Annotated in this window: 25 protein-coding genes; 10 read left to right on the top strand and 15 right to left on the bottom strand. The window is 57.0% G+C overall.

Annotation, left to right across the window (positions count from 1 at the left end; genetic code table 11):
- Positions 1 to 115 precede the first annotated feature (115 nt).
- Both argB and slmA read left to right on the top strand, forming a co-directional pair.
- Positions 116 to 1,015: an acetylglutamate kinase gene (gene argB, locus OM794_RS02580; RefSeq protein ID WP_088700067.1), complete on the top strand. Its 900-nt coding sequence runs from the start codon at positions 116 to 118 to the stop codon at positions 1,013 to 1,015.
- 19 nt (positions 1,016 to 1,034) lie between these two features.
- Positions 1,035 to 1,643 carry a nucleoid occlusion factor SlmA gene (gene slmA / locus OM794_RS02575; RefSeq protein WP_226250089.1) on the top strand — a complete coding sequence of 203 codons (609 nt, stop codon included), beginning with the start codon at positions 1,035 to 1,037 and terminating at the stop codon, positions 1,641 to 1,643.
- A gap of 94 nt (positions 1,644 to 1,737) precedes the next feature.
- On the opposite strand, the gene rpoH is transcribed toward slmA, so the two are convergent.
- The 4 genes from rpoH to ftsY all read right to left on the bottom strand — a co-directional run bounded on the left by rpoH (position 1,738) and on the right by ftsY (position 5,784).
- Positions 1,738 to 2,607: an RNA polymerase sigma factor RpoH gene (rpoH, locus tag OM794_RS02570; RefSeq protein ID WP_088698771.1), complete on the bottom strand. Its 870-nt coding sequence runs from the start codon at positions 2,605 to 2,607 to the stop codon at positions 1,738 to 1,740.
- Between the two features lie 182 nt (positions 2,608 to 2,789).
- Entirely contained in the window at positions 2,790 to 3,833 is a 1,044-nt protein-coding gene (gene ftsX, locus OM794_RS02565) for a permease-like cell division protein FtsX (protein WP_226250088.1), read from the bottom strand.
- A complete protein-coding gene (gene ftsE / locus OM794_RS02560) occupies positions 3,830 to 4,498 on the bottom strand; it encodes a cell division ATP-binding protein FtsE (RefSeq protein ID WP_071695259.1) in 669 nt (222 codons plus the stop codon). The genes ftsX and ftsE overlap by 4 nt, the downstream gene beginning before the upstream one ends.
- The gene (gene ftsY, locus OM794_RS02555) at positions 4,495 to 5,784 is read right to left on the bottom strand and encodes a signal recognition particle-docking protein FtsY (protein ID WP_265154239.1); all 1,290 of its coding nucleotides are present in this window, start codon (positions 5,782 to 5,784) and stop codon (positions 4,495 to 4,497) included. Before ftsY ends, ftsE begins: the two co-directional genes overlap by 4 nt.
- Before the next feature lie 90 nt (positions 5,785 to 5,874).
- Between ftsY and rsmD the strand changes: the two genes are divergently transcribed.
- Together rsmD and zapB are read left to right on the top strand one after the other, a co-directional pair.
- Entirely contained in the window at positions 5,875 to 6,519 is a 645-nt protein-coding gene (gene rsmD, locus OM794_RS02550; RefSeq protein WP_226250086.1) for a 16S rRNA (guanine(966)-N(2))-methyltransferase RsmD, read from the top strand.
- Positions 6,520 to 6,653: 134 nt separating this feature from the next.
- Positions 6,654 to 6,848: a cell division protein ZapB gene (gene zapB / locus OM794_RS02545; protein WP_088698767.1), complete on the top strand. Its 195-nt coding sequence runs from the start codon at positions 6,654 to 6,656 to the stop codon at positions 6,846 to 6,848.
- A 23-nt stretch (positions 6,849 to 6,871) separates the two neighbouring features.
- On the opposite strand, the gene rimI is transcribed toward zapB, so the two are convergent.
- The 8 genes from rimI to prfB all read right to left on the bottom strand — a co-directional run bounded on the left by rimI (position 6,872) and on the right by prfB (position 13,245).
- A complete protein-coding gene (gene rimI, locus OM794_RS02540) occupies positions 6,872 to 7,315 on the bottom strand; it encodes a ribosomal protein S18-alanine N-acetyltransferase (RefSeq protein ID WP_226250085.1) in 444 nt (147 codons plus the stop codon).
- Entirely contained in the window at positions 7,305 to 7,754 is a 450-nt protein-coding gene (locus OM794_RS23235; protein WP_319001090.1) for a hypothetical protein, read from the bottom strand. The genes rimI and OM794_RS23235 overlap by 11 nt, the downstream gene beginning before the upstream one ends.
- Positions 7,755 to 7,821: 67 nt before the next feature.
- Complete coding sequence (locus OM794_RS23230) at positions 7,822 to 8,199, bottom strand: hypothetical protein (protein WP_319001089.1); 378 nt, start codon at positions 8,197 to 8,199, stop codon at positions 7,822 to 7,824.
- Complete coding sequence (locus tag OM794_RS02530; RefSeq protein WP_226250084.1) at positions 8,196 to 8,504, bottom strand: BolA family protein; 309 nt, start codon at positions 8,502 to 8,504, stop codon at positions 8,196 to 8,198. Before OM794_RS02530 ends, OM794_RS23230 begins: the two co-directional genes overlap by 4 nt.
- 43 nt (positions 8,505 to 8,547) lie before the next feature.
- Positions 8,548 to 9,951: an MFS transporter gene (locus OM794_RS02525; protein ID WP_226250083.1), complete on the bottom strand. Its 1,404-nt coding sequence runs from the start codon at positions 9,949 to 9,951 to the stop codon at positions 8,548 to 8,550.
- A 178-nt stretch (positions 9,952 to 10,129) separates the two neighbouring features.
- Positions 10,130 to 10,516 (bottom strand): hypothetical protein, encoded by a 387-nt coding sequence (locus OM794_RS02520; protein ID WP_022520220.1) that lies wholly within the window; start codon positions 10,514 to 10,516, stop codon positions 10,130 to 10,132.
- A gap of 84 nt (positions 10,517 to 10,600) precedes the next feature.
- A complete protein-coding gene (gene lysS / locus OM794_RS02515; protein WP_226250082.1) occupies positions 10,601 to 12,112 on the bottom strand; it encodes a lysine--tRNA ligase in 1,512 nt (503 codons plus the stop codon).
- A gap of 34 nt (positions 12,113 to 12,146) precedes the next feature.
- Positions 12,147 to 13,245, bottom strand: a protein-coding gene (gene prfB / locus OM794_RS02510; RefSeq protein ID WP_226250081.1) for a peptide chain release factor 2 whose coding sequence is annotated in 2 segments (ribosomal slippage) — positions 12,147 to 13,169 and positions 13,171 to 13,245 — 1,098 coding nt in all. Because the reading frame shifts where the segments join, the coding sequence is not laid out codon by codon here.
- 243 nt (positions 13,246 to 13,488) lie between these two features.
- On the opposite strand from prfB, the gene OM794_RS02505 reads away from it, so the two are divergent.
- From OM794_RS02505 to OM794_RS02490, 4 genes are all read left to right on the top strand, one after another.
- Positions 13,489 to 15,063, top strand: a complete 1,575-nt coding sequence (locus tag OM794_RS02505) for a peptide ABC transporter substrate-binding protein (RefSeq protein WP_226250080.1) — start codon at positions 13,489 to 13,491, stop codon at positions 15,061 to 15,063.
- A 79-nt stretch (positions 15,064 to 15,142) separates the two neighbouring features.
- Entirely contained in the window at positions 15,143 to 16,072 is a 930-nt protein-coding gene (oppB, locus tag OM794_RS02500) for an oligopeptide ABC transporter permease OppB (RefSeq protein ID WP_226250079.1), read from the top strand.
- A complete protein-coding gene (locus tag OM794_RS02495) occupies positions 16,059 to 16,943 on the top strand; it encodes an ABC transporter permease subunit (RefSeq protein ID WP_226250078.1) in 885 nt (294 codons plus the stop codon). Before oppB ends, OM794_RS02495 begins: the two co-directional genes overlap by 14 nt.
- A 33-nt stretch (positions 16,944 to 16,976) precedes the next feature.
- Positions 16,977 to 18,590, top strand: coding sequence for an ABC transporter ATP-binding protein (locus tag OM794_RS02490; protein ID WP_226250077.1), 1,614 nt, complete (start codon positions 16,977 to 16,979; stop codon positions 18,588 to 18,590).
- An 88-nt stretch (positions 18,591 to 18,678) separates the two neighbouring features.
- On the opposite strand, the gene OM794_RS02485 is transcribed toward OM794_RS02490, so the two are convergent.
- Positions 18,679 to 20,031 (bottom strand): OmpP1/FadL family transporter, encoded by a 1,353-nt coding sequence (locus OM794_RS02485; protein WP_226250076.1) that lies wholly within the window; start codon positions 20,029 to 20,031, stop codon positions 18,679 to 18,681.
- Positions 20,032 to 20,295: 264 nt separating this feature from the next.
- On the opposite strand from OM794_RS02485, the gene OM794_RS02480 reads away from it, so the two are divergent.
- Both OM794_RS02480 and OM794_RS02475 read left to right on the top strand, forming a co-directional pair.
- Complete coding sequence (locus OM794_RS02480; protein ID WP_088698756.1) at positions 20,296 to 20,724, top strand: MerR family transcriptional regulator; 429 nt, start codon at positions 20,296 to 20,298, stop codon at positions 20,722 to 20,724.
- 71 nt (positions 20,725 to 20,795) lie between these two features.
- Entirely contained in the window at positions 20,796 to 23,306 is a 2,511-nt protein-coding gene (locus OM794_RS02475; protein ID WP_413229685.1) for a heavy metal translocating P-type ATPase, read from the top strand.
- Positions 23,307 to 23,380: 74 nt separating this feature from the next.
- On the opposite strand, the gene OM794_RS02470 is transcribed toward OM794_RS02475, so the two are convergent.
- Complete coding sequence (locus OM794_RS02470) at positions 23,381 to 24,010, bottom strand: YitT family protein (RefSeq protein WP_226250074.1); 630 nt, start codon at positions 24,008 to 24,010, stop codon at positions 23,381 to 23,383.
- A gap of 45 nt (positions 24,011 to 24,055) precedes the next feature.
- On the bottom strand, positions 24,056 to 25,867 hold the full coding sequence (locus tag OM794_RS02465; protein ID WP_226250195.1) for a single-stranded-DNA-specific exonuclease RecJ: 1,812 nt from the start codon (positions 25,865 to 25,867) through the stop codon (positions 24,056 to 24,058).
- Positions 25,868 to 25,880 lie beyond the last annotated feature (13 nt).

The following is a 25,880-nucleotide window of genomic DNA, read 5'->3' as shown; positions in this document are numbered from 1 at the left end:
AGCTCGCCAAACAGTTCGGCGCTGAAGGGATCGCGACCACCTAGAAAGCGTGACCCTCATCACTTAATCAACATAAACGTTAGCAGCACAATAAACGTTCGCAAGGGACAACCTCATGAGTTCAGCCAGTCGCGACCCCAAGGTCGTTGTGGAGGTGCTTTCCGAAGCCCTCCCGTATATCCAGCAGTTCTCCGGCAAAACCGTGGTGGTCAAATACGGCGGTAACGCCATGACCGAAAGCACCCTGATCGACTCCTTTGCCCGCGACATAGTGCTAATGAAGGAAGTCGGCATCAACCCGGTGGTAGTACACGGCGGCGGGCCGCAGATCGGAGACCTGCTCAAAAAGCTCAACATTGAGTCGCGCTTCGTCAACGGCATGCGGGTCACCGACTCGCAAACCATGGACGTGGTCGAAATGGTGCTGGGTGGCTTGGTCAACAAAAGCATTGTCAACCTGATCAATCAAAGCGGCGGTAAAGCGATTGGCCTGACTGGTAAAGATGGCTCACAAATTCGAGCCCGGCAGCTCAAGGTCGAGCACCAGAGCCCCGAAATGACGGCGCCCGAGATTATCGATATTGGCCACGTGGGAGAAGTGGAGTCGATCTCAACCGAGCTTATCGAGATGCTGGCGGCGCGTGATTTTATCCCGGTGATTGCCCCCATTGGTGTCGACGCCGCAGGCCACAGCTACAATATCAATGCGGATCTGGTGGCCGGTAAGATTGCCGAGGCGCTCAATGCAGAGAAGCTGATGCTACTCACCAATGTGGCCGGGTTAATGAACACCGAAGGTGAAGTGCTCACCGGTTTAAGCACCGCTCAGGTGGATGACCTCATCGCCGATGGCACGATTTATGGCGGCATGCTGCCGAAAATCCGCTGCGCACTGGATGCGGTGAAGGGCGGTGTGAACAGCTCGCACATTATTGATGGTCGTGTCCCCCACGCGGTGTTGCTGGAAATTTTCACCAACGCTGGGGTCGGTACTCAAATCAAGGACGCGAGCTAACCGCGACGGAGGCCACATTATGAGCGAAGATCAAAAACCACGCCGCCGCGAGCAGATTCTCCAGGCCCTGGCATTAATGCTCGAGGAAGATAGCGGCAAGCGCATCACTACCGCCGCCCTTGCTCGCCAGGTCGGCGTTTCAGAAGCGGCACTCTACCGCCACTTTCCCAGCAAAGCGCGTATGTTCGAGGGGCTGATCGACTTTATTGAAGAGAGTATTTTTGCCCGCATCACGCGCATTTTAGAAGACGTTCCTGACGCCACCTCCCGCTGCGGCACCATACTGGCGCTACTGCTGGGCTTTGCTGAAAAAAACCCTGGCCTGGCCCGGGTAATGGGCGGCGACGTACTCACCGGCGAAACCGCCCGGCTACGCCAGCGGGTCAATCAGCTGTTCGAGCGACTGGAGATGCAGCTTAAGCAGATTCTGCGCGAAGCCGAACTGCGTGAAGGCCTGCGCCCCACGATCCCCGCTTCTGCCGCTGCCAATTTGCTGGCAGCCCAGGCGGAGGGGCGCATTTCACAGTATGTGCGTAGCGACTTTAAACGCCTGCCCACTGAACACTGGGAAGATCAGTGGTCGCTACTGTCCGCCCACTTACTGCGCGCCACCACTCAGCCAGCTTAGGCTAGCGTGATGGCTGCACAAAAAACCGGCTCCCTTTAAAGGGGCCGGTTTTTTGCTACTGAAAAGCCAAAAAATCAAGCAGTAAGTAATGATCTTAGGCGACCATCATCTCTTCGCCCATTTTCTGACGCAGCTTTTTCATGGCATTTTTTTCAAGCTGACGGATACGCTCCGCACTTACGCCGTAAACATCGGCCAAGTCATGCAGCGTCTCTTTGCTATCGGCCAGCCAGCGGCGTTGGAGGATATCCCGCGAGCGCTCATCGAGGCCCTCCAGGGCAAGCTGTAAACGGCGCGTTGAGTCTTCCTCGAAGTTGCTGTCTTCCAGCTGTGTAGCAGGGTCGGAAGCAGCATCATCCAAGAAGTGCACCGGCGCTTGATAAGTGCTCTCTTCATCATCGCCTGCCGGGGCGTCATAGCCTGCATCGTAAGACGACAAGCGCCCTTCCATATCGCGCACGACCTCAGGCTTAACGTCGAGATCTTTGGCGATGGCATCGACTTCGTCGTTATTCAACCATGCCAAGCGTTTCTTCGCACCGCGAAGGTTAAAGAACAGCTTACGCTGAGCTTTGGTTGTGGCGATTTTAACGATTCGCCAGTTACGCAGCACAAATTCGTGAATTTCCGCTTTAATCCAGTGCACGGCAAACGAAACCAGACGAACGCCCTGGTTCGGGTCGAAACGCTTGACAGCTTTCATCAAGCCAACGTTACCCTCTTGAATCAGATCCGCTTGGGGCAACCCATAGCCCGAATAGCTACGCGCGATATGCACCACAAAGCGCAAATGCGACAGTACCAAACGACGAGCGGCTTCCAGATCGCCTTCATCATAGAGGCGGTAAGCGAGTTCGCGCTCTTCATCGGCCGTTAGTACCGAAATTCCATTGACCGCGCGGATATAGCCGCCCAGATCGCCGCCGGGCGAAAGCTGCCCCACCGGTAGAAGACTAGTGCTCATGTGCAGGTGGTCTCCCCTGTAACCCATCGTGGTTGACGTAGCACGTTATCAATAACCTATTACAAAACCGTGATACTAATTCAGTGATACAAATGTCTGCGGTACTGAGACCTTAACCCAAGCATAAAGTTCGCAGGTTAAGCATTGCCAACAGTATCGCTTAGTTGCATAAAACGCATTAATTATCTAGGTCGAATGCTGGAGAGATGGCGAGTCACCGCCAACCAGGCACCCAACCAGCCTAGTAGTGTACTGCAAGATAGCAGAATTGTAGAGCCTGTCACGTCGAGTTGGGGTAAAGAAAAACTCGCCCCGTAACTGGCCGCCAGAGCGGATACGGGCAGGGAAAGCCAGTGATTGCCCAGACCTAACAACCCCAGCGCTAGCAGCCCACCGCCCAAACCGTACCAGGCACCGCTATATAGGAACGGCCGCCTAACAAAGGCATGCGTGGCGCCAATCAGCATCACGACTTCAATTTCCCGGCGTCGACTCTCCACCGAGAGGCGAATAGTATTCCCTACCACCAGCAGCACGCCTAAACCAAACAGCGCCCCCAGCGCCAACGCCACACGCCGACCGAGTTCCGCCAGGTTTCTCAGCCGTTCCACCCAGGCCAGGTCAAGGCGCACCTCATCCACCCCAGCGAGCGCTTCAAGGCGGGTGGCCAACTGCTGCATGGCAACCGGGTCAACGCTTTCCGGGCGCACCACCATGCTGATAGGTAGCGGGTTACTCTCCAGCCCTGCCAAGGCATCATCGAGCCCCAGCGACTGCTGGAACTCCGCCATCCCCTGCTCGGCGCTGATCAGCTGGGTTTCGAGCACGTCTGGTTCCGCGTTAACCGCTTCTTCGATACGCAGCGACTGGGCATCATCGGCACTCAACTCCAGGTAGACCGTTAACGTAGCGCTCTCATCAAGCTCCGCATCCAGCAGGCGGGCACTGTCCAGGGTTAGCCACAGCGCCGCAGGCAGTACCAGCGCAATAGCAATCGCCAGCATAGTCAGGAGGTTACCCAACGGATAGCGTATCAAGCGCTGAAAGCTATCCCACGCCATGCTGCGGTGGTGGCGACCCCATGCCCGCAGGCGGCTGGAAAAGCGCGTTTGCTGCGACCTGGCGCCTCGCTGGGGCGCTTTATCGACCGCGGGTTTAACAGCAGATTTGCGCGGCGTTTTCAGTGCTGCTCCCTGACGACGCTTGGGTGTCGCGGATGACTTCATACCGCCCCCTCATCGGCTACCAGCCTGCCGTCGCTTAAGCGCAGAATGCGGTGACGCAGTCGGGCAATCAGGGCCAGATCGTGGCTGGCGATCATCACCGTGGTACCAATCCGATTAAAGTCCTCAAACAGCGCCATAATATCCGCCGAGAGCTGAGGATCCAGATTGCCCGTGGGCTCATCGGCCAGTAGCAGCGCGGGCTTATTGACCACCGCCCGGGCAATACCCACCCGCTGCTGCTCGCCGCCGGAGAGCTCTATGGGCAACGCTTTTTCACGATGCAGCAGCCCCACTTTATCTAACGCGGCACGCACACGGCGGGCAGCTTCCCGAGGTTCAACCCCTTGAATCTCCAGCGGTAGAGAAACATTGTGAAAAATGCTGCGATCAAAGAGCAACTGATGATCCTGGAAGACCACACCAATTTGGCGCCGATAGAACGGCACTTGGCTGGCATGCAGCTGGGCAATGTCATGCCCCGCTACAACGACGCGCCCTCGGCTAGGTTTCTCAAGGCGCATCACCAAGCGTAGTAGCGAGCTTTTCCCTGCACCGGAGTGGCCAGTAAGAAACACCATCTCGCCCCGGGCAACCCGAAAGTTAAGGTGCGCCAGCGCCTCAAAGCGCCCGCCGTAGCGTTTACCCACATGCTCAAAAGCGATCATGCGCTGGCATCGTCCCCTTGGCGGTCAAACAGCGCTTGGACAAAGTCATTGGCCTCAAAGGGACGCAGATCGTCGATGCCCTCCCCCACGCCAATAAAGCGAATCGGCGTTTCCAGCTGTTTCGCCAGCGCGAAAATAATCCCGCCTTTAGCGGTGCCGTCCAATTTGGTGAGAGTGATCCCGCTGACCGGCACGGCGTCATTAAAGGTGCTGGCCTGAGAGATCGCGTTTTGCCCGGTGCCCGCATCCAGCACCAGCATCACTTCGTGAGGCGCGGTGTCATCTAACTTCTGCATCACTCGATGAACCTTTTTCAGCTCTTCCATCAAGTGGCTTTTGTTATGCAGTCGACCGGCGGTATCGGCGATAAGTACATCGATACCGCGCGCGGTAGCGGCTGCTACCGCGTCATAAATCACCGAGGCGCTGTCGGCGCCGGTGTGTTGGGCGATTACCGGCACCTTGTTGCGCTCGCCCCAGACTTTGAGCTGCTCAACAGCCGCGGCACGGAAGGTATCGCCTGCTGCCAGCATGACGCTTTTGCCTTCGCGCTGAAAACGCTGGGTAAGCTTGCCGATGGTGGTGGTTTTACCCACGCCGTTGACGCCGACCACCAAAATAACAAACGGCCCCTTGCCTTCCTTCTCAAGCACAAGCGGTTTGGCGACCGGCGCCAGCATGGCGGACAACTCTTCTTGCAGGCCTCGGTAGAGCGCTTCGGGGTTATTCAACTCTTTGCGCGAGACGCGCGCTTCCAGGCGGCCAATAATCTCGGTCGTTGCTTCAATGCCCACGTCGGCCATTAACAGCTGCGTTTCGAGATCTTCCAGCAGCTCATCATCGATCTGTTTTTTACCTAAGAACAGGTCGGCGATGCCATCGGTTAAATTGGCCCGGGTTTTCCCCAGGCCTGACTTGATACGCGCAAACCAGCCTTTCTGATCGCTTTTGGCAGCCACCGGTTTCTCTTGCAAGGCGGGTGGCGGCGTCGCCTCACGGCCGGGCGCGGGCGTCAACTCTGGCTCTGGCTCTGGCTCTGGCTCTGGCTCTGGCTCTGGCTCTGGCTCTGGCTCTGGCTCTGGCTCTGGCTCTGGCAAAGCTTCCGGCGCTTTTGAGGCCTCTTCAACAATGTCAGTAACAGTGTCAGTGGAAGTCTCGGGCATCGCAATGTCCAGCTCATCGGCGTGCTCTTGAGGCTGCTCCTTTAACGGCTCCTCCTGCGCCTGTTTGTCTTGAGGCGCCTCTTGTGGATCTTGCTTATTCTTACGTTTAAAAAAACCAAACATGAGTGTTACCCGACATAAAGTGTGGACATTAGGGTTATGCTAACACCGTAACCCAAGACTTTGGATAAACAGCCCGCTACAATCCGCTGCATGACACGACAACGCCCCCCTCAATCCTCCAAGTCCCGCCAAACGCCTACTCAGCGGGGCGGTAAACAACGTGGCAAACCGCTTGGTAAGCCACATGGAAAGCTACGTATTATCGGCGGCGAATTCCGTCGTCGCCAGTTGCCGGTACTGGATAGCCCCGGCTTGCGTCCAACCCCAGACCGCGTGCGTGAAACGCTGTTCAATTGGCTCGGGCAGCAGCTTTACGGCCAGCAGGTACTCGACCTATTCGCAGGCACCGGTGCGCTAGGCATTGAGGCGCTGTCTCGCGGCGCGGCGTGGGTCGATTTTGTCGAGCGCGACCCGCGGGTAGCGGCACAGCTATCGACCAATCTGGCATCGCTCAATATTACCGCAAGCACAGTGCATGTTAACGATGTTCAGGCTTATCTGGCTCGCCCCGCCAAGCCCTATACTCTGGTCTTTCTCGACCCACCTTTCCATCAGCAGTTGGCCCCGCCCTGCTGCTTATCATTGGAAAATAGCGGCTGGCTGGATAACGAGGCAATGATTTACCTGGAAACCGAGACAGTGCTGGTACCCGATGTGCCCGCCAACTGGCTGTTGCACCGGGAAACCCAGGCGGGTGAAAGCACGGCAAGGCTTTATCAGCGTCACGCACCGTAAACAGCGCTTGCCGCCAAGCGACGGTGGCGTTACGCTCGCCTCATTCGTCCCTACTGACAAGCGCTGCGCTTGTTTTTTTGGGTGGCTTTTTATGACCTGTTTTGGGTTTTCGTTTTTACGCTAGGGAGAGATAAATGAGTCTGGAGCTATTTAATCAGCTTGAACAGAAAGTCACCGATACCGTTGACGCGCTGGAGATGATGAAACTGGAAAATGAAGAGCTGCGCGGCGAAAACGCCAAACTGAAAGAGGAGCGTGAAGAGTGGGAGCGCCGTCTCAACAGTCTGCTCAGCAAATTCGACAGTCTCGACACCTCCAGCACCTCCTAAGCGCCTGATAGATACGCTGCTGGCTAAAGTACCAGAGACATCAGCAGCGCATCCTCACGCCCGGCGGCCCCTGTTGCCGCTGGGTAGTAGCCCCGTCGACAGCCATCTTCGCTAAACCCACAGCGCCGATAGAGCCGTATAGCGCTAAGATTACCCACCCGCACTTCGAGCAGCAGTCGCTCACTGAGCCAGCCTTTTGCCATCGCCAGCACGGCCTCCATCAACGCCAGACCAGCGCCGCTTCGGCGATACTCCGGTGAAACCCTGATCGCCTGCAGCTCCGCTTCAAACGGCAGTCGTGCCACAATGGCGTATCCTAACAACTGCTCATTCTGCCACCAGCCCAATACACAGGTGTCCTGACTGCCCAGAGCCTCCAGCATTTGCGTCTCGGAGGTGCCGCTCTGTGCCCGCTGCTCAAGCGCAATCAGCAGTGCCAGGTGCTCAACGTTGAGTTCAGTGATCATCAGCAGTCTGCTTGGCGCCAGCCGCCCATAGCTGACCTAGCGTCTGCAGCGCTGGCCAGAGGTCACGCTTGCTATGGCTATCGTCGAGAAGCACCCCAAGCGAGGGCCCCTGCCAGAGGGGCAGCGAAAGCGTTTGGCTTTGGCCATCAGCAACGTTCAGTATGCGGCTCAGCGGTGCCTGATTAGCCCCAGATTCGGTATCTGGCTCAGCGTCTAACTCGCCCCACCAAAGTAATCGCTCTAATCGCCATCCCTGTCGGCTCGCGCTTCCGGCGATAAACGCCGCCAAGCCCTCGCGGGCTTCGTCCAGGGGATCCTCCACCGCAAAGGCGTTGGCCATTTGCGGCCAGGTGAAGTGACTGATTTCCGGAAACGCCCCACGCTGAATACCCGCCGCCTGGAGCAGGTTAGCCAGTAGCTGCTGCTCAAGGGTAGACATACTCCCTGCTTTCAGCACCAGCCAGCGACCCTCAAGGCACACACAGGAGAGCTCGAACTTAAGGGGTTTAGCTGGCGCTGCCTCCGCGCGGGCCCGCCGCATCCGGGTTGGCAATCGCCGGCTTATGTTGGCCCGGCTTGTCCGCACGCTGCTTGTCTTGATCCAGCAGTGCCCGCACCGCCGAGGGTGAGGCAATGGCTTCGCCTGAGGCCAGGGGGTCGGAAGATTGAAGCTCGGGCGGTTGAGGTTTGGACGTTTGACGTTTAGGCGCAGGGGCGTCGTCCAGCAATGCCTGTAGGCGCTCCCGAGGCGGCGTAGGAGCAGGCGTCGAATCTTCCCACTCACAGGCCTCAGTGGGCAGCGCATTAGGCAACTGATACTTAGCTGCCCAGGCAGTAATGCCCATGGCGTCCAGATAGTGGCGCCGAGTAACTTCCTGGTTCACTGCCCGCCGCCGCGGCAGTTGGGTGAATCCGGACGCTCACCGCTCCGCGCCTTCCACTCGCTGGGAGTATAAAGATGCAGTGCTAAGGCGTGCACCGGCCCTGAAAGCTCATCAGCCAACAGCGCATAAATTTGCTGGTGACGCTTCACCGGCATTATGCCGTCGAAGGAGTCACTCACTAGCGTCACTTTGAAGTGGGTTTCAGAGTTCGCGGGCACGTTATGCATGTGGCTTTCGTTTTCAACCTGCAGCACGTCCGGCGCGAGTGCCGTTAACTTCTGCTCAATCTGTGTCTGCAGCGTCATAAGGTTCTCCTTGAGAGATCATAAACCGTTTTATTGTACGCGCTTACTGGCCCGCAGACGATGCCCGTCGAGCGTGTAACGCACGCCTTGCCAGCGGCATACGCGCCACGCTGGCCAAGAGCGCCAGCAGCGTGGTCGCCGCCCCCAGCCAGAGCGTTACTTGTACCGGCCAGCCTAGCGCTAGAGCAGCCCCCACCAGAGCCACGCCAAATGACTGCCCCACGGTTCGCGTGGTGCTCATCACGCCAGAGACGCTGGAACTGCGCTCCGGCGGCAGGCTGCCCATCATTTCGCGGTTGTTGGGGGGCTGGAACAGGCCAAAACCAATACCGCATAACGCAGTGCGCCATAGACTTCCCGCCACGCCGGTCGACTCATCGACCAGCGCCAGCGCAATCAGACCAATGATAAGTAGGCCAAGCCCCGCGCTGGAGAGAATACTGGGATTAATACGGTCGGCTAAGCGCCCCGCGACAGGACCAACGAACATGATAGCCAGTGGCCAGGGGGTGAATAGCCAAGCGGTTTCCAGGGGTGAAAAGCTCATCTGCTCCTGGTAGAAAAACGACAGCGCTACAAACGTAAGGCCCTGGCCTATAAAGGCAAGCCCAGAGGCAGAGACCGCCAGTGTAAAGCGCAGCTCGGCAAATACGCTGAGCGGCAGCAGTGGGTAAGGCGCACGACGCTGACGCGCAATAAACCCAGCACAGGCCAATACTGCTAACAGCGCCCAGCCACCGCTTTGCCAAATCGGTGCGGCGTGGCTCACGGCGTCCATAGCAATAAAGAAGCTGGCCAGCATAACGATAGAGAGCAGCGCCCCAGCAACATCAAAACTGCCTTTGCGTGGCGCTTCTCGGGGCAGCGCACGCTTGGCGAGCCATAGCGAGCAGAGACCCAGCGGCACATTTAGCGCAAACAGCCAGGGCCAGTCGGCAAAGGAGAGGATTACCCCGCTTAGCGTGGGCCCTGCTGCGTAGCCACCGGCCACCACCAAGGCACTCAAGCCAAGGGCGCTGCCCAAGAGGCGCGAGGGAAAAATCGCCCGATAGAGTGATGGGCCAATCGATAGCGTGGCGGCGGCCCCTAACCCCTGAAAGGCACGGAACACCAGCAACGTTTCTAAATTGCGCGATAGCGCTGCCCCCAGCGCGGCAGCGACAAAGGTGGCCAGCCCAAACAGGTAGAGCCTGCGACGTGTGATCAATTCACTAACGCCCGCAAACACGAGCAAAAAAGCCGCACACACGACCTGAAACAGGTTGGTGATCCATACTGCCCGGGATGCCGACACATTTAAATCAGCGGCAATAGTGGGCAGCGCCAGGTTGATCATGGTGGTATCGACCACCGCCATTAAAGTGCCGGTCACCAGCGCCAGCACTGCAAGGGCGCGTTCCGGCCCAGGCAGGCCATCATCACCGGGGCGAGTTTCAAACAGTCGCATGCAAGAGTTCCTAGACAGGAGAGTTGCTAAACGAAACCGCCAAGCGTCTAAAACCAACGAACCAACACAATGAAACCGGCCTAAGCCGGTTTCGAAGTGCGCTATCGAGCTGTTAGCTATCCCGTTATTACCGGGCAGCCGCGCAGGCAGAACTTAGCTTGCTTAAAATATTAGCACGCTAATCCTGTTCGCTGTCGAGCAGCAGCGCATCATCCACTTCAGAAATCTCTAACGCCGTTTCGTCATCCAGGTCAATGGCCAAATAGCTGTGCTCGACGCGCACAAATTCCTGGAATAATGCCCAGTCGAGTTTATCTGGCCACTGCCGTTCATCCTCTTCCCAAGCGCGCAGCTCAGTCTCGAGAATTTCCACGTAGCGGTCACGCACAAAGGTTTCCAGCGCTTCCGGGGTATCCATCTCTGGAATCAGGTAAATGGTACTTTCACGTTCGACGTCGTCCAGGGTCAGGTCGTCGTCTCCCATGGTGGGTTCCAGCGCGTTGATCCAGTCCACAAAGGGCTGGGTCGGCCTGACGCTCAGTGCGGAGCGGTTAAGCAGTTTCATGGGATTCTCCTCGCCGTCGAAACGTTGACCATTATGGGCGCTATAACGCGCCCTTACCAACTATTCATCCGTTATCTTAGCGTGTTAGTCCACTTCAGGGCGCATCGCCGGGAACAGCAATACATCGCGAATCGAGGCGCTGTCGGTGAACAGCATCACCAGACGGTCGATACCGATGCCTTCGCCCGCGGTGGGCGGCATGCCGTACTCCAACGCACGCACGTAATCTGCATCGTAGTACATCGCTTCCAGGTCGCCGGCATCTTTTTCCGCGGACTGAGCACGGAAGCGCTCGGCCTGGTCTTCGGCGTCGTTGAGCTCTGAGAAACCGTTGGCGATTTCGCGCCCGCCCACAAAGAACTCAAAGCGGTCGGTGACGAAGGGATTAGCGTCATTACGCCGGGCAAGCGGACTCACTTCCGCCGGATATTCGGTGATAAAGGTCGGCTGGTCGAGCTTATGCTCGGCCACCTCTTCAAAGATCTCTGTTTGTACTTTACCCAGGCCCCAGCTCTCTTTGACCTTGATGCCGAGCTTTTCGGCGGTGGCCCGCGCCGCTTCCAGCGAATCCAAGTCACTGTCGGCAATGCCGTCACCGTGATCAAGAATCGCCTGACGCAGCGTCAAACGGGCAAAAGGTTTGCCGAAATCGTAGCTCGCGCCCTGATACTCAATCACTGCGTTACCGAGCACTTCTTCAGCGGCGGTGCGCAGCATCGCTTCGGTCATATCCAGCAGGTCGCGGTAATCCGCGTAAGCCCAGTAGAACTCCACCATGGTGAACTCTGGGTTGTGGCGGGTCGAAAGACCTTCGTTACGGAAGTTGCGGTTAATCTCAAACACTTTTTCAAAACCGCCCACCACCAGGCGCTTGAGGTAAAGCTCCGGAGCGATACGCAGATACATATCGATATCCAGCGCATTGTGGTGGGTAATGAAGGGGCGCGCCGCCGCACCGCCAGGAATCGGCTGCAGCATCGGCGTTTCCACTTCCATAAAACCGCGCGCTTCAAAGAAGCGGCGCATAGAGCTGACCACCGCTGCGCGGGTTTCAAACACCTTACGCGACTGCGGATTCATGATCAGATCCACATAGCGCTGACGATAGCGGGCTTCCATATCGGTGAGGCCGTGAAACTTATCCGGCAGCGGGCGCAGGCTCTTGGTGAGCAGCTGCGCCTCCTTCATCATCACGTACAGATCGCCCTTGCCGGATTTATGCACCGGCCCGTGGGCAGCGACGATGTCACCGATATCCCAGCTTTTAACGTCTTCCAGCACGTCGGCGGGCAGGCCCTTTTTATCCACGTAGAGCTGGATCTGCCCGGCCACGTCCTGAATGACGATGAAGGGGCCACGTTGACGCATTACACGACCAGCCACAGCGGCGTGGTGATCCAGCGCTTCAAGCTCGGCCTTGTCTTTATCACCGAAGGCATTTTGCAGCTCGACGGTTAGGCTGTCGCGGCGAAAATCATTGGGAAACGCACTCTTTCCCTGCTCAGCGGCGCGCTCACGGCGAGCAGTCAACTTGGCACGGCGCTCGGCGATCAGGTGGTTTTCGTTGTCTGCAGGAGACGCGTCTTGGTTAGCCATGGGGCACCCTGTTCATGTTCAAACGCTAAAAAAATTACAAACCTTGCTTCAAGCTAGCGACGATAAATTGATCAATATCCCCGTCGAGCACTTTATCGCAGTTACTGGACTGCACGCCGGTGCGTAAATCCTTGATGCGCTGATCATCCAGCACGTAAGAGCGAATCTGGCTTCCCCAGCCGATGTCAGCTTTGGAGTCCTCGGCCTCCTGCTTGGCGGCGTTGCGCTTTTGCATCTCGTGTTCCCACAACCGCGCTTTCAACTGCTTCATGGCAAAATCGCGGTTGGCGTGCTGGCTGCGTTGCCCCTGGCAGGCCACCACGATACCAGTCGGCTCGTGGGTAATCCGCACGGCCGAATCGGTGGTGTTTACGTGCTGACCGCCCGCGCCGCTGGAGCGGTAGGTATCGATGCGTAAGTCCGAAGGATTAATCTCCACCTCGAAACTGTCGTCAATTTCCGGCGACAGGAATACCGAAGCAAAGGAAGTATGCCGACGACCACCGGAATCAAACGGGCTTTTACGTACCAACCGGTGCACGCCAGTTTCAGTACGCAGCCAGCCGAAAGCGTAATCGCCCTGGATATGCACCGTGGCCGACTTAATGCCCGCCACTTCGCCAGCAGAGATTTCGGTGATATCGGCTTTGAAGCCGTGACTATCCGCCCAGCGCAGGTACATGCGCAATAAAATATTGGCCCAATCCTGAGCTTCGGTGCCACCAGAGCCGGACTGAATTTCCAGGTAGGCGTTGTTCTGATCCATTTCACCGGAAAACATGCGCCGAAACTCCAGCTTTTCTAACGCCGCCTGCATGCTCTCCAGCTCTTTGCACACTTCTTCGACGGTGCCTTCATCCTCTTCCATTTCGGCAAGCTCCAGCAGATCCCGGCTATCGCCAAGGCCCTGCTCAAGCTCATCAATGGTCGCCACAATGGCTTCGAGGGAGGCGCGCTCTTTGCCTAACTTCTGCGCGTAGTCTGGATCGTTCCAGACATTGGGATCTTCCAGTTCGCGGGTGACCTCTTCTAGCCGATCTTTCTTCTCGGCATAGTCAAAGATACCCCCTAAGAACGTCTGTCCGCTCAGACAGGTCCTTAAGCTGGTTGTGAATCGGATTGGTTTCCAACATGGGATCGCCCTAGCTTGGTCTACTCGGATCGTACAGAGGTGTATCGATCAGAAAAGCGCATAGTGTAGCGAAATTGGCTGTCAACAACCATGCAGGTTTGTCGCGCATAACGCTCATAGTATCGAAATTGCGCATAGCTACATGTTTAATTTCTTATGGACGCCTGCTTTTCCCCGATGCTAGTACTTAACTAGCACTCAAACAGTCAAACAATCGTATTAAAATAATATTGGAGGGATCAGAATGCTAAAAACTCGCACTCTCATGGGCTCAATAGCGCTGGCCCTAAGCTGCGCTACACCTCTCCAGGCGGACACACTGCGTTTAGCCATTATGGGCGAGCCCGCCTCTCTAGATCCGCATAAAATTAGCGGCGTCTGGGAAAACGATGTGGTGGGCGATCTGTTTGAAGGGCTCGTCACTGAAGCCGCCGACGGCACACGTATTCCCGGCGTTGCAGAATCCTGGGAAATCTCCGATGACGGCACGGTGTACACCTTCACGCTAAGGGACAACGCCAAATGGTCGGACGGTGAACCTGTCACTGCTGATGATTTTGTGTTCGCCTTTCAGCGCATTTTATCACCAGCCACCGCCGCTAATTACGCCTATCTGCTATATCCGATTAAAAATGCTGAAGCTGTCTATGCAGGTGAAGCCGACACAAGCACCCTCGGCGTGCAAGCCATCGACGCGTCGACACTGCAAATCACCCTCGAACGTTCAACGCCTTATTTTTTAGATCAACTCTCCCACTACACCGCCTATCCGCTGCCACGTCACACGGTGGAAGCACATGGCAATGAGTGGTCCAGGCCAGGCAATATGGTCTCCAACGGTGCTTTTCAGCTAGAGGATTGGCAGTCGCAAACGCGTATCACAGCCACTCGCAACCCCAATTTTCACGATGCTGATCAGGTAGCACTGGACGAAATCGTTTATTTCCCTATTGAAGAGCGCAACACAGCGCTCAACCGTTTCCGGGCAGGAGAGATTGATATTGCTCGAGAGTTTCCGACTCAACAGTATGACTGGCTGATGGATAACCTGCCTGAAGCCGTTCAGATAGCCCCCTACCTCGGCATTTATTACTACGTTTTCAATGCTCGTGATGGCCATGCGACCACTGACCCGCGGGTGCGTGAAGCGCTAAGCCTCGCCGTTCGTCGCGAAGTCATTACCGATCAAATTCTCGGTACCGGCGAACTGCCTGCGTATAGCTTCGTGCCACCTAACGTCAGCCATTATGAAGCCCCCACCGCCAGCTTCGCCGAGCTCTCTCAGGAAGAGCGGATGGAACGCGCGCGGGAATTACTACAGGAAGCAGGCTATGGCCCTGATAATCCGCTGGAGCTCATGCTGCGCTATAACACCAGCGAGGATCATCGTAAGGTCGCCATCGCTATCGCCGCCATGTGGAAGCCCCTTGGCGTTGAGGTTGATCTGTATAATTCGGAGGTCGCCGTTCACTACGCGGATATTCGTCAGGGCGACTTCGATGTTGCACGTGCAGGCTGGATCGGTGACTACAACGACGCCCAAAACTTTCTAAGTCTGTTGGAAAGCAATGTATCGAATAACTATGGCGCCTATAGCTCGCCTGAGTTTGATGCTCTGATGAGCGAAGCCGCGAATACTCAGGATCTGGATAAGCGAGCCGACATCATGGCCGAAGCAGAGACCCTCGCCCTAGAAAACAGCGCTACGCTACCGATCTACTACTACGTCTCGCGCAATCTTGTTAGCCCCGACATTTCCGGCTGGGAAACCAATATTGAAGATATCCATCGCTCACGCTGGGTTCACTTCGACGATTAATTCCCTGTAGTTCGTTTTTTATCACAACTGACTACCGCTACCCCCCTCAGGCCTTTGGCCTGAGGAGCGAGGCCCGATAATGCTCAGCTACACCTTAAGACGCTTACTTCAGGCGATCCCGACGCTATGGATTGTGATTACCCTGTCGTTCTTTTTAATGCACTTGGCCCCCGGCGGCCCCTTCGACGGTGAACGACAACTACCGCCTGAGATAGAGGCCAATCTCATGGCTTCGTACGGCCTGGACAAACCCGTCTGGGAGCAATATGCCACCTATATGGGAAACCTGCTTCAAGGCGACCTTGGCCCCTCGTTCAAATATAAGGATTTTTCGGTCACTGAGCTCGTCGCTCAGGGCTTTCCTGTCAGCCTGGAACTCGGCCTATGGGCAATCAGCCTCGCGCTTCTGGTCGGTATTCCCATGGGGGTTATTGCGGCACTTAAACGCAACTCCACCATTGACTATATGGTGATGGGCACAGCGCTTGCTGGGGTGGCCATTCCCAACTTTGTGGTTGCCCCGCTATTGGCGCTGGTGTTCGGTGTTTTTTTGGCCTGGCTACCGGTCGGCGGCTGGAACGATGGGCATTGGCGAAATATGGTGCTTCCTATTGTCGCCCTCTCCCTTCAACAGATTGCCTATATTGCCCGCATGACGCGAGCCAGCATGATTGAAGTGTTAGGCAGCCACTTCATCCGCACCGCGCGGGCCAAAGGACTCAACGAGAGTGAAGTGATTCTGCGCCACGCCCTGCGCCCTTCAATGCTACCGGTTATTTCCTACTTGGGGCCTGCCATTGCCGGCATTATCACTGGATCCGTCGTGATTGAACAAATTTTCGGCATCCCCGGGATTGGCCGCTATTTTGTCCAAGCTGCGCTTAATCGTGACTACACCCTGGTAATGGGCACGGTGGTGTTTTATAGCGCCCTGATCGTGCTACTCAACCTTTTGGTCGATTTACTCTACTCGGCACTGGATCCGCAGATTCGTTATGACAATGACTAATACCGTATCGTCCCCGCCGATCGCTGGCCATAGCCTGGGCGGCGAAGCTTGGCGACGGCTACGCCAAAACAAAGCGGCTTTGGCCAGCCTCGTACTCATCGCGCTGATTACCCTCGTTTGCCTCGTCGGCCCCTGGCTAACACCCTGGGCACTCGATGAAGTAGATTGGAATGCCTTTTTAGCACCGCCCAACATGGAAAGTGGTCACTTGGCCGGCACCGATGCCAATGGGCGTGACCTCTTGACGCGAGTCTTTCACGGCGGGCAAATCTCGCTCTCTGTTGCCATCGTCGCCACCCTCGTTTCCCTGGTGATCGGTGTATTGTATGGCGCCATTGCTGGCTATTTCGGTGGGCGGATCGACAACCTGATGATGCGCTTTGTCGACATTATGTACTCACTACCGTTTATGTTTATGGTCATCTTGCTGATGGTGGTTTTCGGACGCAATATCCTGCTCATCTACGCCGCCATTGGTGCCGTCGAATGGCTTGATATGTCTCGTATCGTGCGCGGGCAAGTACTGGCATTAAAGCGCCGTGAATTCGTAGAGGCCGCCCATGCGCTTGGCGTAAGCAGTTTTAAGATTGTCACACGCCACCTGATTCCCAATGCCCTTGGCCCGGTGATCATCTACGTCACTCTCACCGTACCTAAAGTGATTTTGCTGGAAAGTTTTTTGTCCTTTCTGGGGCTTGGCGTTCAAGAACCCTTAACCAGTTGGGGGGTTCTGATCAGTGAAGGAAAAGACATGATGGAAACGGCGCCTTGGATGCTGATTGTTCCCTCAGCATTTCTCGCGACTACCCTGCTGTGCTTAAACTTTCTGGGGGACGGTCTGCGCGACGCCCTTGATCCCAAAACACGTTAACAAAAGACGCGTTAATAAAGGCAAGGAGGTGATATGCCACAACCACTGCTGGAGTTTGATCACCTGCGCGTAGACTTCGACCTCCCCAACGGCACCGTTACCGCAGTTAACAACGTTAGCTTTACGCTTAACCAAGGCGAGACAATGGCACTTGTGGGAGAGTCGGGCTCTGGAAAGTCGATCACCTCGACTGCTGCGATAGGGCTACTGCCCGAGCTAGCCCACTCCACGGGCAGCATTCGCTGGCATGGCGGCGCAGGTGATGAAGACTTGCTAACGGTTAGCCGTCAGCGCCTGCGGGCCATCCGTGGCAATGAAATATCCATGATCTTTCAAGAGCCAATGACCTCGCTCAACCCACTGCACCGCATTGGTAAGCAGATCCGTGAAGTATTGCATAAGCACACAAAATTACGTGGTCGCGACTCACATCTGCGCGTGCTAGAACTGCTTGCACAAGTGGGTATTCCTGAGGCTGAACGCCGAGTCGACAGCTACCCTCACGAACTTTCCGGCGGCCAGCGTCAACGGGTGATGATTGCTATGGCGCTGGCTTGCGAGCCTAAACTGCTGATTGCTGATGAACCAACCACGGCCCTTGATGTGACCGTGCAAGCTCAGATACTCGCGCTTCTGAAAGACCTCCAGGCCCGCTACGGCATGGCTATTTTGTTTATCACCCACGACCTGGGGGTTGTTCGTCACTTAGCCGATCGCGTATGCGTTATGCAGCACGGTGAAATCGTAGAATCGGGGGCAACCAACACCCTGTTCCAGTCACCGCAGCATCCTTATACGCAGATGCTAATCGCTGCCAATCCAAGCGGCCAAAAGGCGCCCGTTCCCGACACGGCCCCCGTTTTGCTCACAGCCAGCAACCTCAGCGTGCGTTTTGCGATTAAAAAGCAGCTCTTTGGCCCTAACCGCTATTTTGAAGCAGTGAAAAACATCAACCTGACGTTACGCAAAGGCCAAACCTTAGGTATTGTGGGCGAATCAGGTTCTGGCAAAACCACCCTGGGCCGTGCACTGCTTCGTCTGGTGAAAAGTCACGGTAAGATACGTTTCGATGATATCGACGTTGCCCAACTTGACCGTGCGGGGATGCGCCCGATACGGGCACGTATGCAAGTTGTCTTCCAAGACCCCTTTGGTTCACTTTCCCCGCGCATGACGGTGGGCGAGATCATTGGCGAAGGGCTGCGCGTCCATCAACCCTTGTTGACCAGAGCTGAACGCGATACACAGGTCATCCAGTCTCTCGAAGAAGTCGCGTTGGATCCTGCCCATCGGCATCGCTACCCGCATGAATTTTCAGGCGGGCAGCGGCAAAGAATTGCGATTGCCCGAGCCCTGGTCGTCAAGCCCGAGTTTCTGTTGCTTGACGAGCCAACATCTGCGCTAGACCGCTCGGTTCAAATGACCATCATCGAGCTATTACGCGACTTACAACAGCGTCATCAACTGACCTACCTGTTTATTAGCCACGACCTTGCCGTGGTACGGGCGTTGGCAGACGAGGTGATCGTCATGCGCCAAGGCGAAATCATTGAGCAAAACGATACCCAATCGCTGTTTAACGCCCCACGCCAAACTTACACCAGTGAATTGATGCGCGCCGCTTTCCTGGAGAGCCCAGCCGCCTAGGCTCTCAAGCTTGCATATTAATGCTTGAGAGCGTTATTCCGTTCAATAAAAAACCCGGCGCGGGCCGGGTTTCGTTGGCGTTTGGCTCTTAAAAGCGATAGGTTAACTGTGCACCAAAACCGTGAGCTTCGTTTTTGTAGTCCGCTGAGTAGGAGGCTCCGCCTACCGGCTGGCCACCCGTCGCTTGGCTGGCCAGCAGGTCGCTACGATCCTGCTCAACAAAGGTGCCGCGCTCTGACAGATAGGAGTAAGCCACGTCGACAGTCAGGTCAGGCGTTGGGCTCCACCCTGCCCCCAACGAGAAAATGCGCCGATCATCGGAAGGGATACGTACGCTACGATCCTCATCATTGGTCGGCGTCATGTCTAACGTAACCCCAGCACGAAGCGCCAATGTCTTCGTTAACTGATACTCGCCGCCGGTGGCAAACGCCCAAGCGTTTGAATAGTTCTGAACCTCTTGGGTAATCGTATCGCCTTGGCTGCCGGTAACCAGGATTTGGTCGAATTGGCTCCAACGCACCCAGGAGGCACCGAACATCAGCTTGAGACGGTCAGTCATCTGCTGGGTAAGCGAGAAGTTAACCGTCTCAGGGGTGGTTAAATCCAGGTTCGCACTATCTGAGCGAACGACATTACCAAGCGGGTCGGTAGCACTAAAATTCCCTTCCAGTGTGTAATCCACCTTCGAGCGATAAGTCAGACCCAGCGTGGTTTCAGGCATTGGGCGATAGATCACGCCCAGATTATAACCCCACGCTTCATCGTCACCATCCACCCGTGAGTCGATGTCATTATCGGGATTAAACGTAGCCTCAGAGGGTAGCTGGCGACGCAGTTCCCCTTCCACCTGGTTGTATGTGATGCCTGCACCAACCGACCACTGATCGTTAAAGCGATAAGAGACCGTTGGCTGCGCACTGACCACCTTGACTTCGGTATAGTCGCCAAAATAGCGGCCCTGGAAATCATCTTCGTAGTCGGTTTTAGAACCAAAGGGTGCATACACACCGAAGCCGAACGCGAGCTGATCAGTCACTGGCTGCGCATAGAAAGCAAAGGGAATGGGTGTTCCTGGCACCATATCGCCATCGTTACCTCCGGGAATACTGCCTACCGGAATCTGATTGCCATTTGGCGCACCGCCAGTGGCTACGCCCGAATCAATGAAGCGGCTCGCTTGGACATTGGAAATATCTGTATTTACGTTTAGGTAGGTTGCCCCCACCGTGACTTGCGCACGGTCTAAAAACGACATACCCGCCGGGTTGCCGTACACAATGGTTGCATCATGAATGTTAGAGCTTCGCCCGGCGTGACCATAGCCCTGCCCACTCACGCTCTGCTCGTTGATTTGATACCCGCCTGCATGAGCTTGACTGGCGAAGGCAGCGGCTGTAATGGCAGCGGCCAGGGTGAGCTTATTAAAGTTATTTTTCATAGTAGGCCTCTCTTCCCGATGATCCAGTGGATACCGACAATCCACCCTAGTTATTGTTACATGACTGTTTTCTCGCAACTGAGCCAAAGGTTCAAGGGCAAACGCTCGTTTTATTTTATTTTTGGCTTATACATTAGTCGCACGACCGTTTTAAATCAGTGTTTTAGTCATTTCAGCGTATGGAGCAAAGGTGGCCTTGACCTATAGGTAACCCATAGGTTCTACACTCAAGGGACACTATTTAACCGGTCGGGAGAACAGGCCATGAAAGTTAATGAGCTTGCCAAACGGGGCGGCGTTACCGCTGAGACCGTGCGTCACTACGCTCGTGAGCGGTTACTTGCCCCACAGCGCCACCCAGATAATGGCTATCAGCTATTTTCAGATACCGATTTAGAGCGGCTGCGTTTTATTCAGCGGGCGCGCAAACTCGGTTTTAGCGTGGCAGAAATTCGCGACATCCTAACTCACGCCGACCAAGGCGATTCCCCCTGCCCTTTGGTACGCGACTTACTCGCCATCCGCCTGCCGCAAATCCGCGCACGCATTGCCGAGCTGGAAGCACTGGCCGAGCGCATGGAACAGGCCATGGAGAGCTGGCAGAAAATGCCCGACGGATCCCCCGACGGCCACAGCGTGTGCCGCCTGATTGAGAGCTTTCCTGACGCCACGCCTATCAAGGAGACCCCATGAGCGACGCCTTTACCGAAGCCGCCTCAAGTGAGAGCCCTACCAATGGAGTCACCACCCGGATCATTCCTGGCATGAATTGCCAGGGCTGCGTCAAGCGCATGCGCGAGGCGATTCAAAGTGGTGACCCTGAAGCAGACGTCACCGGCACGCCTAGCGAAAAACGCCTAAAGGTTGTTTCATCCCTAACCGACGCGGAGCTTGATCAACGCTTGACCGCGGCGGGCTACCCGCCAGGCGAAGCAGCTCTGGAGGAAGCAGCCCCAGACGATGCTGATAAGCAGCCAGAAACCGCGGCACCCGCTGATGCCGAAACTGAAAAAACCGCAAGTGCTCATGCCCATTCTCAAGGGCAAGGCAAGAAGCAGCGCTTGGCGATTAGTGGGATGACCTGCGCCAGCTGCGTCAATAGCGTGCAGAAAGCGCTAGAGCGCACTGAGGGAGTCGTCACCGCCAGCGTCAATTTTGGCACCCACTCCGCCCAGGTGTTTGGCAGTGCAAAGACCCAAGCGTTAATCGCCGCCGTTGAGTCAGCCGGCTACGGTGCCGAACCGATTGTGGATATGCGCGAGGCCGAGCGCACCCGGGCCGAGCAGGACGCCAAGACTTACCAGAAACGGCTGCGCGGCAGCGCCATTTCACTGGCACTGGCCATTCCGCTGATGCTCAGCATGCTCTTTTTCCACCCCCATCCGATGGGGCTGGGGCGTCTCTACTGGTTGGGAATTGGTCTGCTCACGCTAGGCATTATGGCTTTTCCGGGTCGACACTTTTTCGTCAATGCCTGGAAGCAGTTCAAGCACCACCAAGCCAATATGGATACGCTAGTGGCACTGGGCACAGGCACCGCTTGGTTGTACTCAATGGCGGTAGTGTTGTTTGCACCCTGGCTTCCCGAGGTCGCCCAGGGCATCTATTTTGAGGCTTCGGCCATGGTGATCGGGCTGATTCTGCTCGGCAATGCCATGGAGCTGCGCGCCCGGGGCCGCACCAGCGATGCACTAAAGCGACTCCTTGACCTACAGAGCCGCACGGCGCGGGTGATCCGCGACGGCCATGAGCAGGAGATCGAGATTGATGCCGTGCGCACTGGCGACCAGATACGGGTGCGCCCCGGCGAGCGCTTGCCGGTAGATGGCGACGTCATTGAGGGCCAGAGCCATATTGATGAATCAATGCTTACCGGCGAGCCGTTACCTGTTGCCAAGGGCGCTGGGGATGAAGTCAGTGCGGGCACCGTGAATGGCCGTGGCGGGCTGATCTATCGCGCCACCCGGGTGGGTAGCGATACGCGCTTGGGGCAAATTACCGAACAGGTAGCGAGTGCCCAGAACTCGCGCCCACCGATTGGCGAGCTGGCCGACCAGGTCTCCAGTGTTTTTGTCCCTTCCGTCATGATAATTGCCCTATTGACGGCCCTGGTGTGGTTCAACCTTGGGCCTGCGCCGGAAGTGATTTATATGCTGGTCACGGCGACCACCGTGCTGATTATTGCCTGCCCCTGCGCGTTGGGTCTGGCAACCCCAATCTCGACCATGATCGGCGTCGGTAAAGCGGCAGAGCATGGGGTGCTGGTGCGCAGCGGCGAGGCGCTGCAAACCGCCAGCAAGCTGACCACGCTGGTGGTCGATAAGACCGGCACCCTCACCCAGGGCAAGCCCAGCGTTACCGATGCGGAGATGTTTGGCGTGGAGCAATCCACTGTTCTGGGGTTGGTGCACGCGCTGGAGCGGGGCTCAGAGCACCCGCTGGCGGCAGCGCTAATGAGCTACGTGGATGAACACAACGTCAACCCTGCCGAGATTCATGATTTCGACAGCGTGACTGGCGGCGGAGTGAAAGCTAAAACCGTCGACGGTAAAGCACTGCTGCTGGGCAATGCGCGGCTGCTTAAAGAGGCAGGCGTGGATCTCACGGCGGGTGAAGCGCAGGCCCAAGCGCTTGAGGCACAGGCGCGCACGCTGGTGTACCTGGCGGTGGAGGGCAAGCTGGCCGCGCTATTTGGCATCAGCGACCCGCTGCGTCACGACACCGTGGCCGCGATCAAGCGCCTGCAAAAAGACGGCTTAACCATCGTTATGTTAACCGGTGATAACGAGCACACCGCCAGGGCCATTGCCCAGGAAGTGGGCATTGATGAGTTTCGCGCAGGCCTGTTGCCTGAGGACAAGCACGCCGAGATTGAGCGCCGTCAGCAGGCAGGTGAAATCGTTGGCATGGTGGGCGATGGCATCAACGATGCTCCGGCGCTGGCCAGGGCGAACGTGGGGTTTGCGATTGGCCAGGGCACCGATGTGGCCATTGAGAGCGCGGGCATCACACTAATGCGCGGCTCGTTGCACGGGGTAGCATCCGCCATTGAGATCAGCCGCGCCACCCTGCGCAACATCAAACAGAACCTGGTGGGCGCCTTCGGCTATAACATGCTTTGCATACCTATTGCCGCAGGGGTGCTCTACCCAATAACAGGTACGCTGCTCTCACCAATGATTGCCGGAGCGGCCATGTCACTCTCTTCCATCACCGTGGTGAGTAATGCCAACCGTTTGCGGCTATGGAAAGCCAGCCAGGAGGAATCCTCATGAGCTTACTGATCAATTTGGCAGGGCTGGGTCTAATCGCGCTGATTGTGTGGTGGTTCTGGCTTGGCTAAACGTTTTTAGCTCACCCCAATATAACGCCCTGGCTTGTGGTTCAGGGCGATGATTAGGTTGAGTGTCAGCGCGCCCAGTACCGAGTAGCCCACGCGATCCAACGGCAGTTGGGTCAGGGCAATCAGCAGGATGACGCCGTCGATGGCGAGTTGAACGTAGCCTGCACGCAGGCCGTGTGTATCCTGCAGATAGAGCGCGAGGATATTGATACCGCCCAGGCTGGTGCGGTGGCGAAACAGCATCAGCATGCCGATGCCCATCAGCGCGCCGCCCATCAAGGCGGCGTAAAGCGATGGCACCTTGGCAAACTGCACCCAACCCTGGGTTAGCTCGGAAAACAGCGATACCAAGCCGATGGCGGCAAAGGTACGCAGGGTAAAACTCCAGCCCATCCGCTTCACCGCCAGGTAGTAAAACGGCAGGTTAATGGCAAAAAAGTACACCCCAAAACCCCAGCCGGTCATGCTGCTGGTCATATAGCTCAACAGCAGCGCTAAGCCCGCCGTACTCCCTGTTAGCAACACCGCATGGGTGTAAAAGGTTACCCCCAGCGCAACAAAGAACGTGCCCAGCAGCATCGCCATCATATCTTCATAGGGGCGATGCTGATCCTTGGGTAAATCTTCCACGCGCATGGGGCGTCCTTACTTAAGTTGCCAGTAGATGATGCGATGTACAGCTTAAATTGGGCTGGCGTGCTCGACCATCAACTGCAGCGTCTCCCGGCCGCGCCAGCGGTTACGGTTGAGCTTGTAAGCACAGTGCAGCGTATCGCCGACGCTAAACCCAGGCAGTTCCCCCGGCGTTAGAGCGCGAAACCAGATCGCTTTGCAGGTTACCGGGCCAGTGGAGAGCTCCAGCATCAGGTGGGAACCTTCGGCGCCCACCGGGCGCAGCGCTTCGACGATAAAGCGCCCCTCAAACAGCGGCGGGTCGAATTCACGCCCGTAGGGGCCAAGGGTTTCGATCTCCTGCAAGGTGGTCAGCGAAAGCTGCGCCGTGGAGAGCTCACCATCCGTCCATAGGCGCGGATAGAGCGTTCGTCCCTCCAGCTGTTCGCCTACGGCCCTCAAGAAAGCCGCTTTAAAGGCGTCAAGCCGATCCCGTGGTACGCCTACGCCTGCCGCGCCACTATGGCCGCCAAAGCGTGGTAACGCTTGGGGAGCAAGCTCAAAGGTGCGCTGTAGGGCATCGCGCAGGTGCAGCCCATCAATCGAGCGGCCGGAACCGGTCAGCATGCCCGGTGCCGAGGCTTGGGTAAGCACCAACGCTGGGCGTCCATAAGCCTGCACCAACCGCGAGGCGACGATACCCTGTACGCCAGGGTGGCCATCTTCAAGCAGCACCACCACGGCGGGCTCATCGGCATCCAGCGCTGCCGTGGCAAGAGTGCGCGCCTCGGCGGCCATATCGGCCTCAATGGCTTTGCGGGACTGGTTATCCTGATCCAGCACGTCGAGCTGGCGGTTGGCGACCCCATCATTCTCGGCCAACATAAAGTGCAGCGCCGCATAGGGGTCGTCTAGCCGCGAACGAGCATTGATGCGTGGCCCCATCTGAAACGCTAATGTCTCGGCGTTAAACGGTACGCTGTCGGCGCCGAGGCGCGTGGCCATCGCACGCCAGCACGCCGCATCCATACGATTGATCAGTTTTAAACCTTGATTAACCACCGCGCGGTTAGCAGGGCTACCGCCCAGGGAGACGCAGTCGGCCACCGTGCCCAGCGCTACGTAAGAGAGCCAGGGCGACAGCTTGGGCGTCGACTCTGAAAGCGCCCCCCACTCAATCAGCACGCCGCGGGCGAGTGACATCAACAGCCACGCCACCATACACCCGGCGATGGTTTTGTCGGGGTAATCACAGTCAGAGCGAGTGGGATTAACGCAGGCATAGGCGGAAGCTGGCGGCCCCTCAATGGGTAGCGCGTGGTGGTCGCTGACCACCACATCGATACCCGCGGCTTTTAAGCGCGCGATACGCGGCTCATCACTGCTGCCGCAATCGGCGGTAATCACCAGGGTGGGGAACGGCTTTTGCGCCAGCGTACGCTCCACCAGTGGCAGGCTAATGCCGTAGCCGTCGTGAATACGGTGACCAATCAGGCTGTGCAGCTTGTCCTCCGGCACTCCAAACAGCTCCACCAGGGTGCGCCGAATCACCACGTGGGAGGTAATACCATCCACATCGTAGTCGGTAAGAATACCAATCGCCTCACCCTCAGCCACCGCTTGAGCGATACGTTCGGCGGCGCGGCGACCGTCGGCCAGTTTCTCCGGGTGGGCCAAATAACGCAGGCTAGGTGCTATTAATGGTAGCAACTCACCGCTGTAGCCCGGCAAGCGCGAGGCCAGCAAACGCGCCTGCAGTTCGCTTAGCCCCTCTGCCTGGGCACGGGCATAGAGCGCCTCGTCCACCGGACGAGGCTCTAAACGCGGCCCGGTTGAGCGAGAAGAGCGCACATTCTGGGGTAAGTCGGTGACGGAGGTCATCGGCATTTCAACG

The sequence above is a fragment of the Halomonas sp. BDJS001 genome (assembly GCF_026104355.1).
Taxonomy (GTDB): Bacteria; Pseudomonadota; Gammaproteobacteria; order Pseudomonadales; family Halomonadaceae; genus Vreelandella.
The sequence above is the reverse complement of the archived record's forward strand: the minus strand, read 5'-3'. Positions and strand labels throughout refer to the sequence as shown.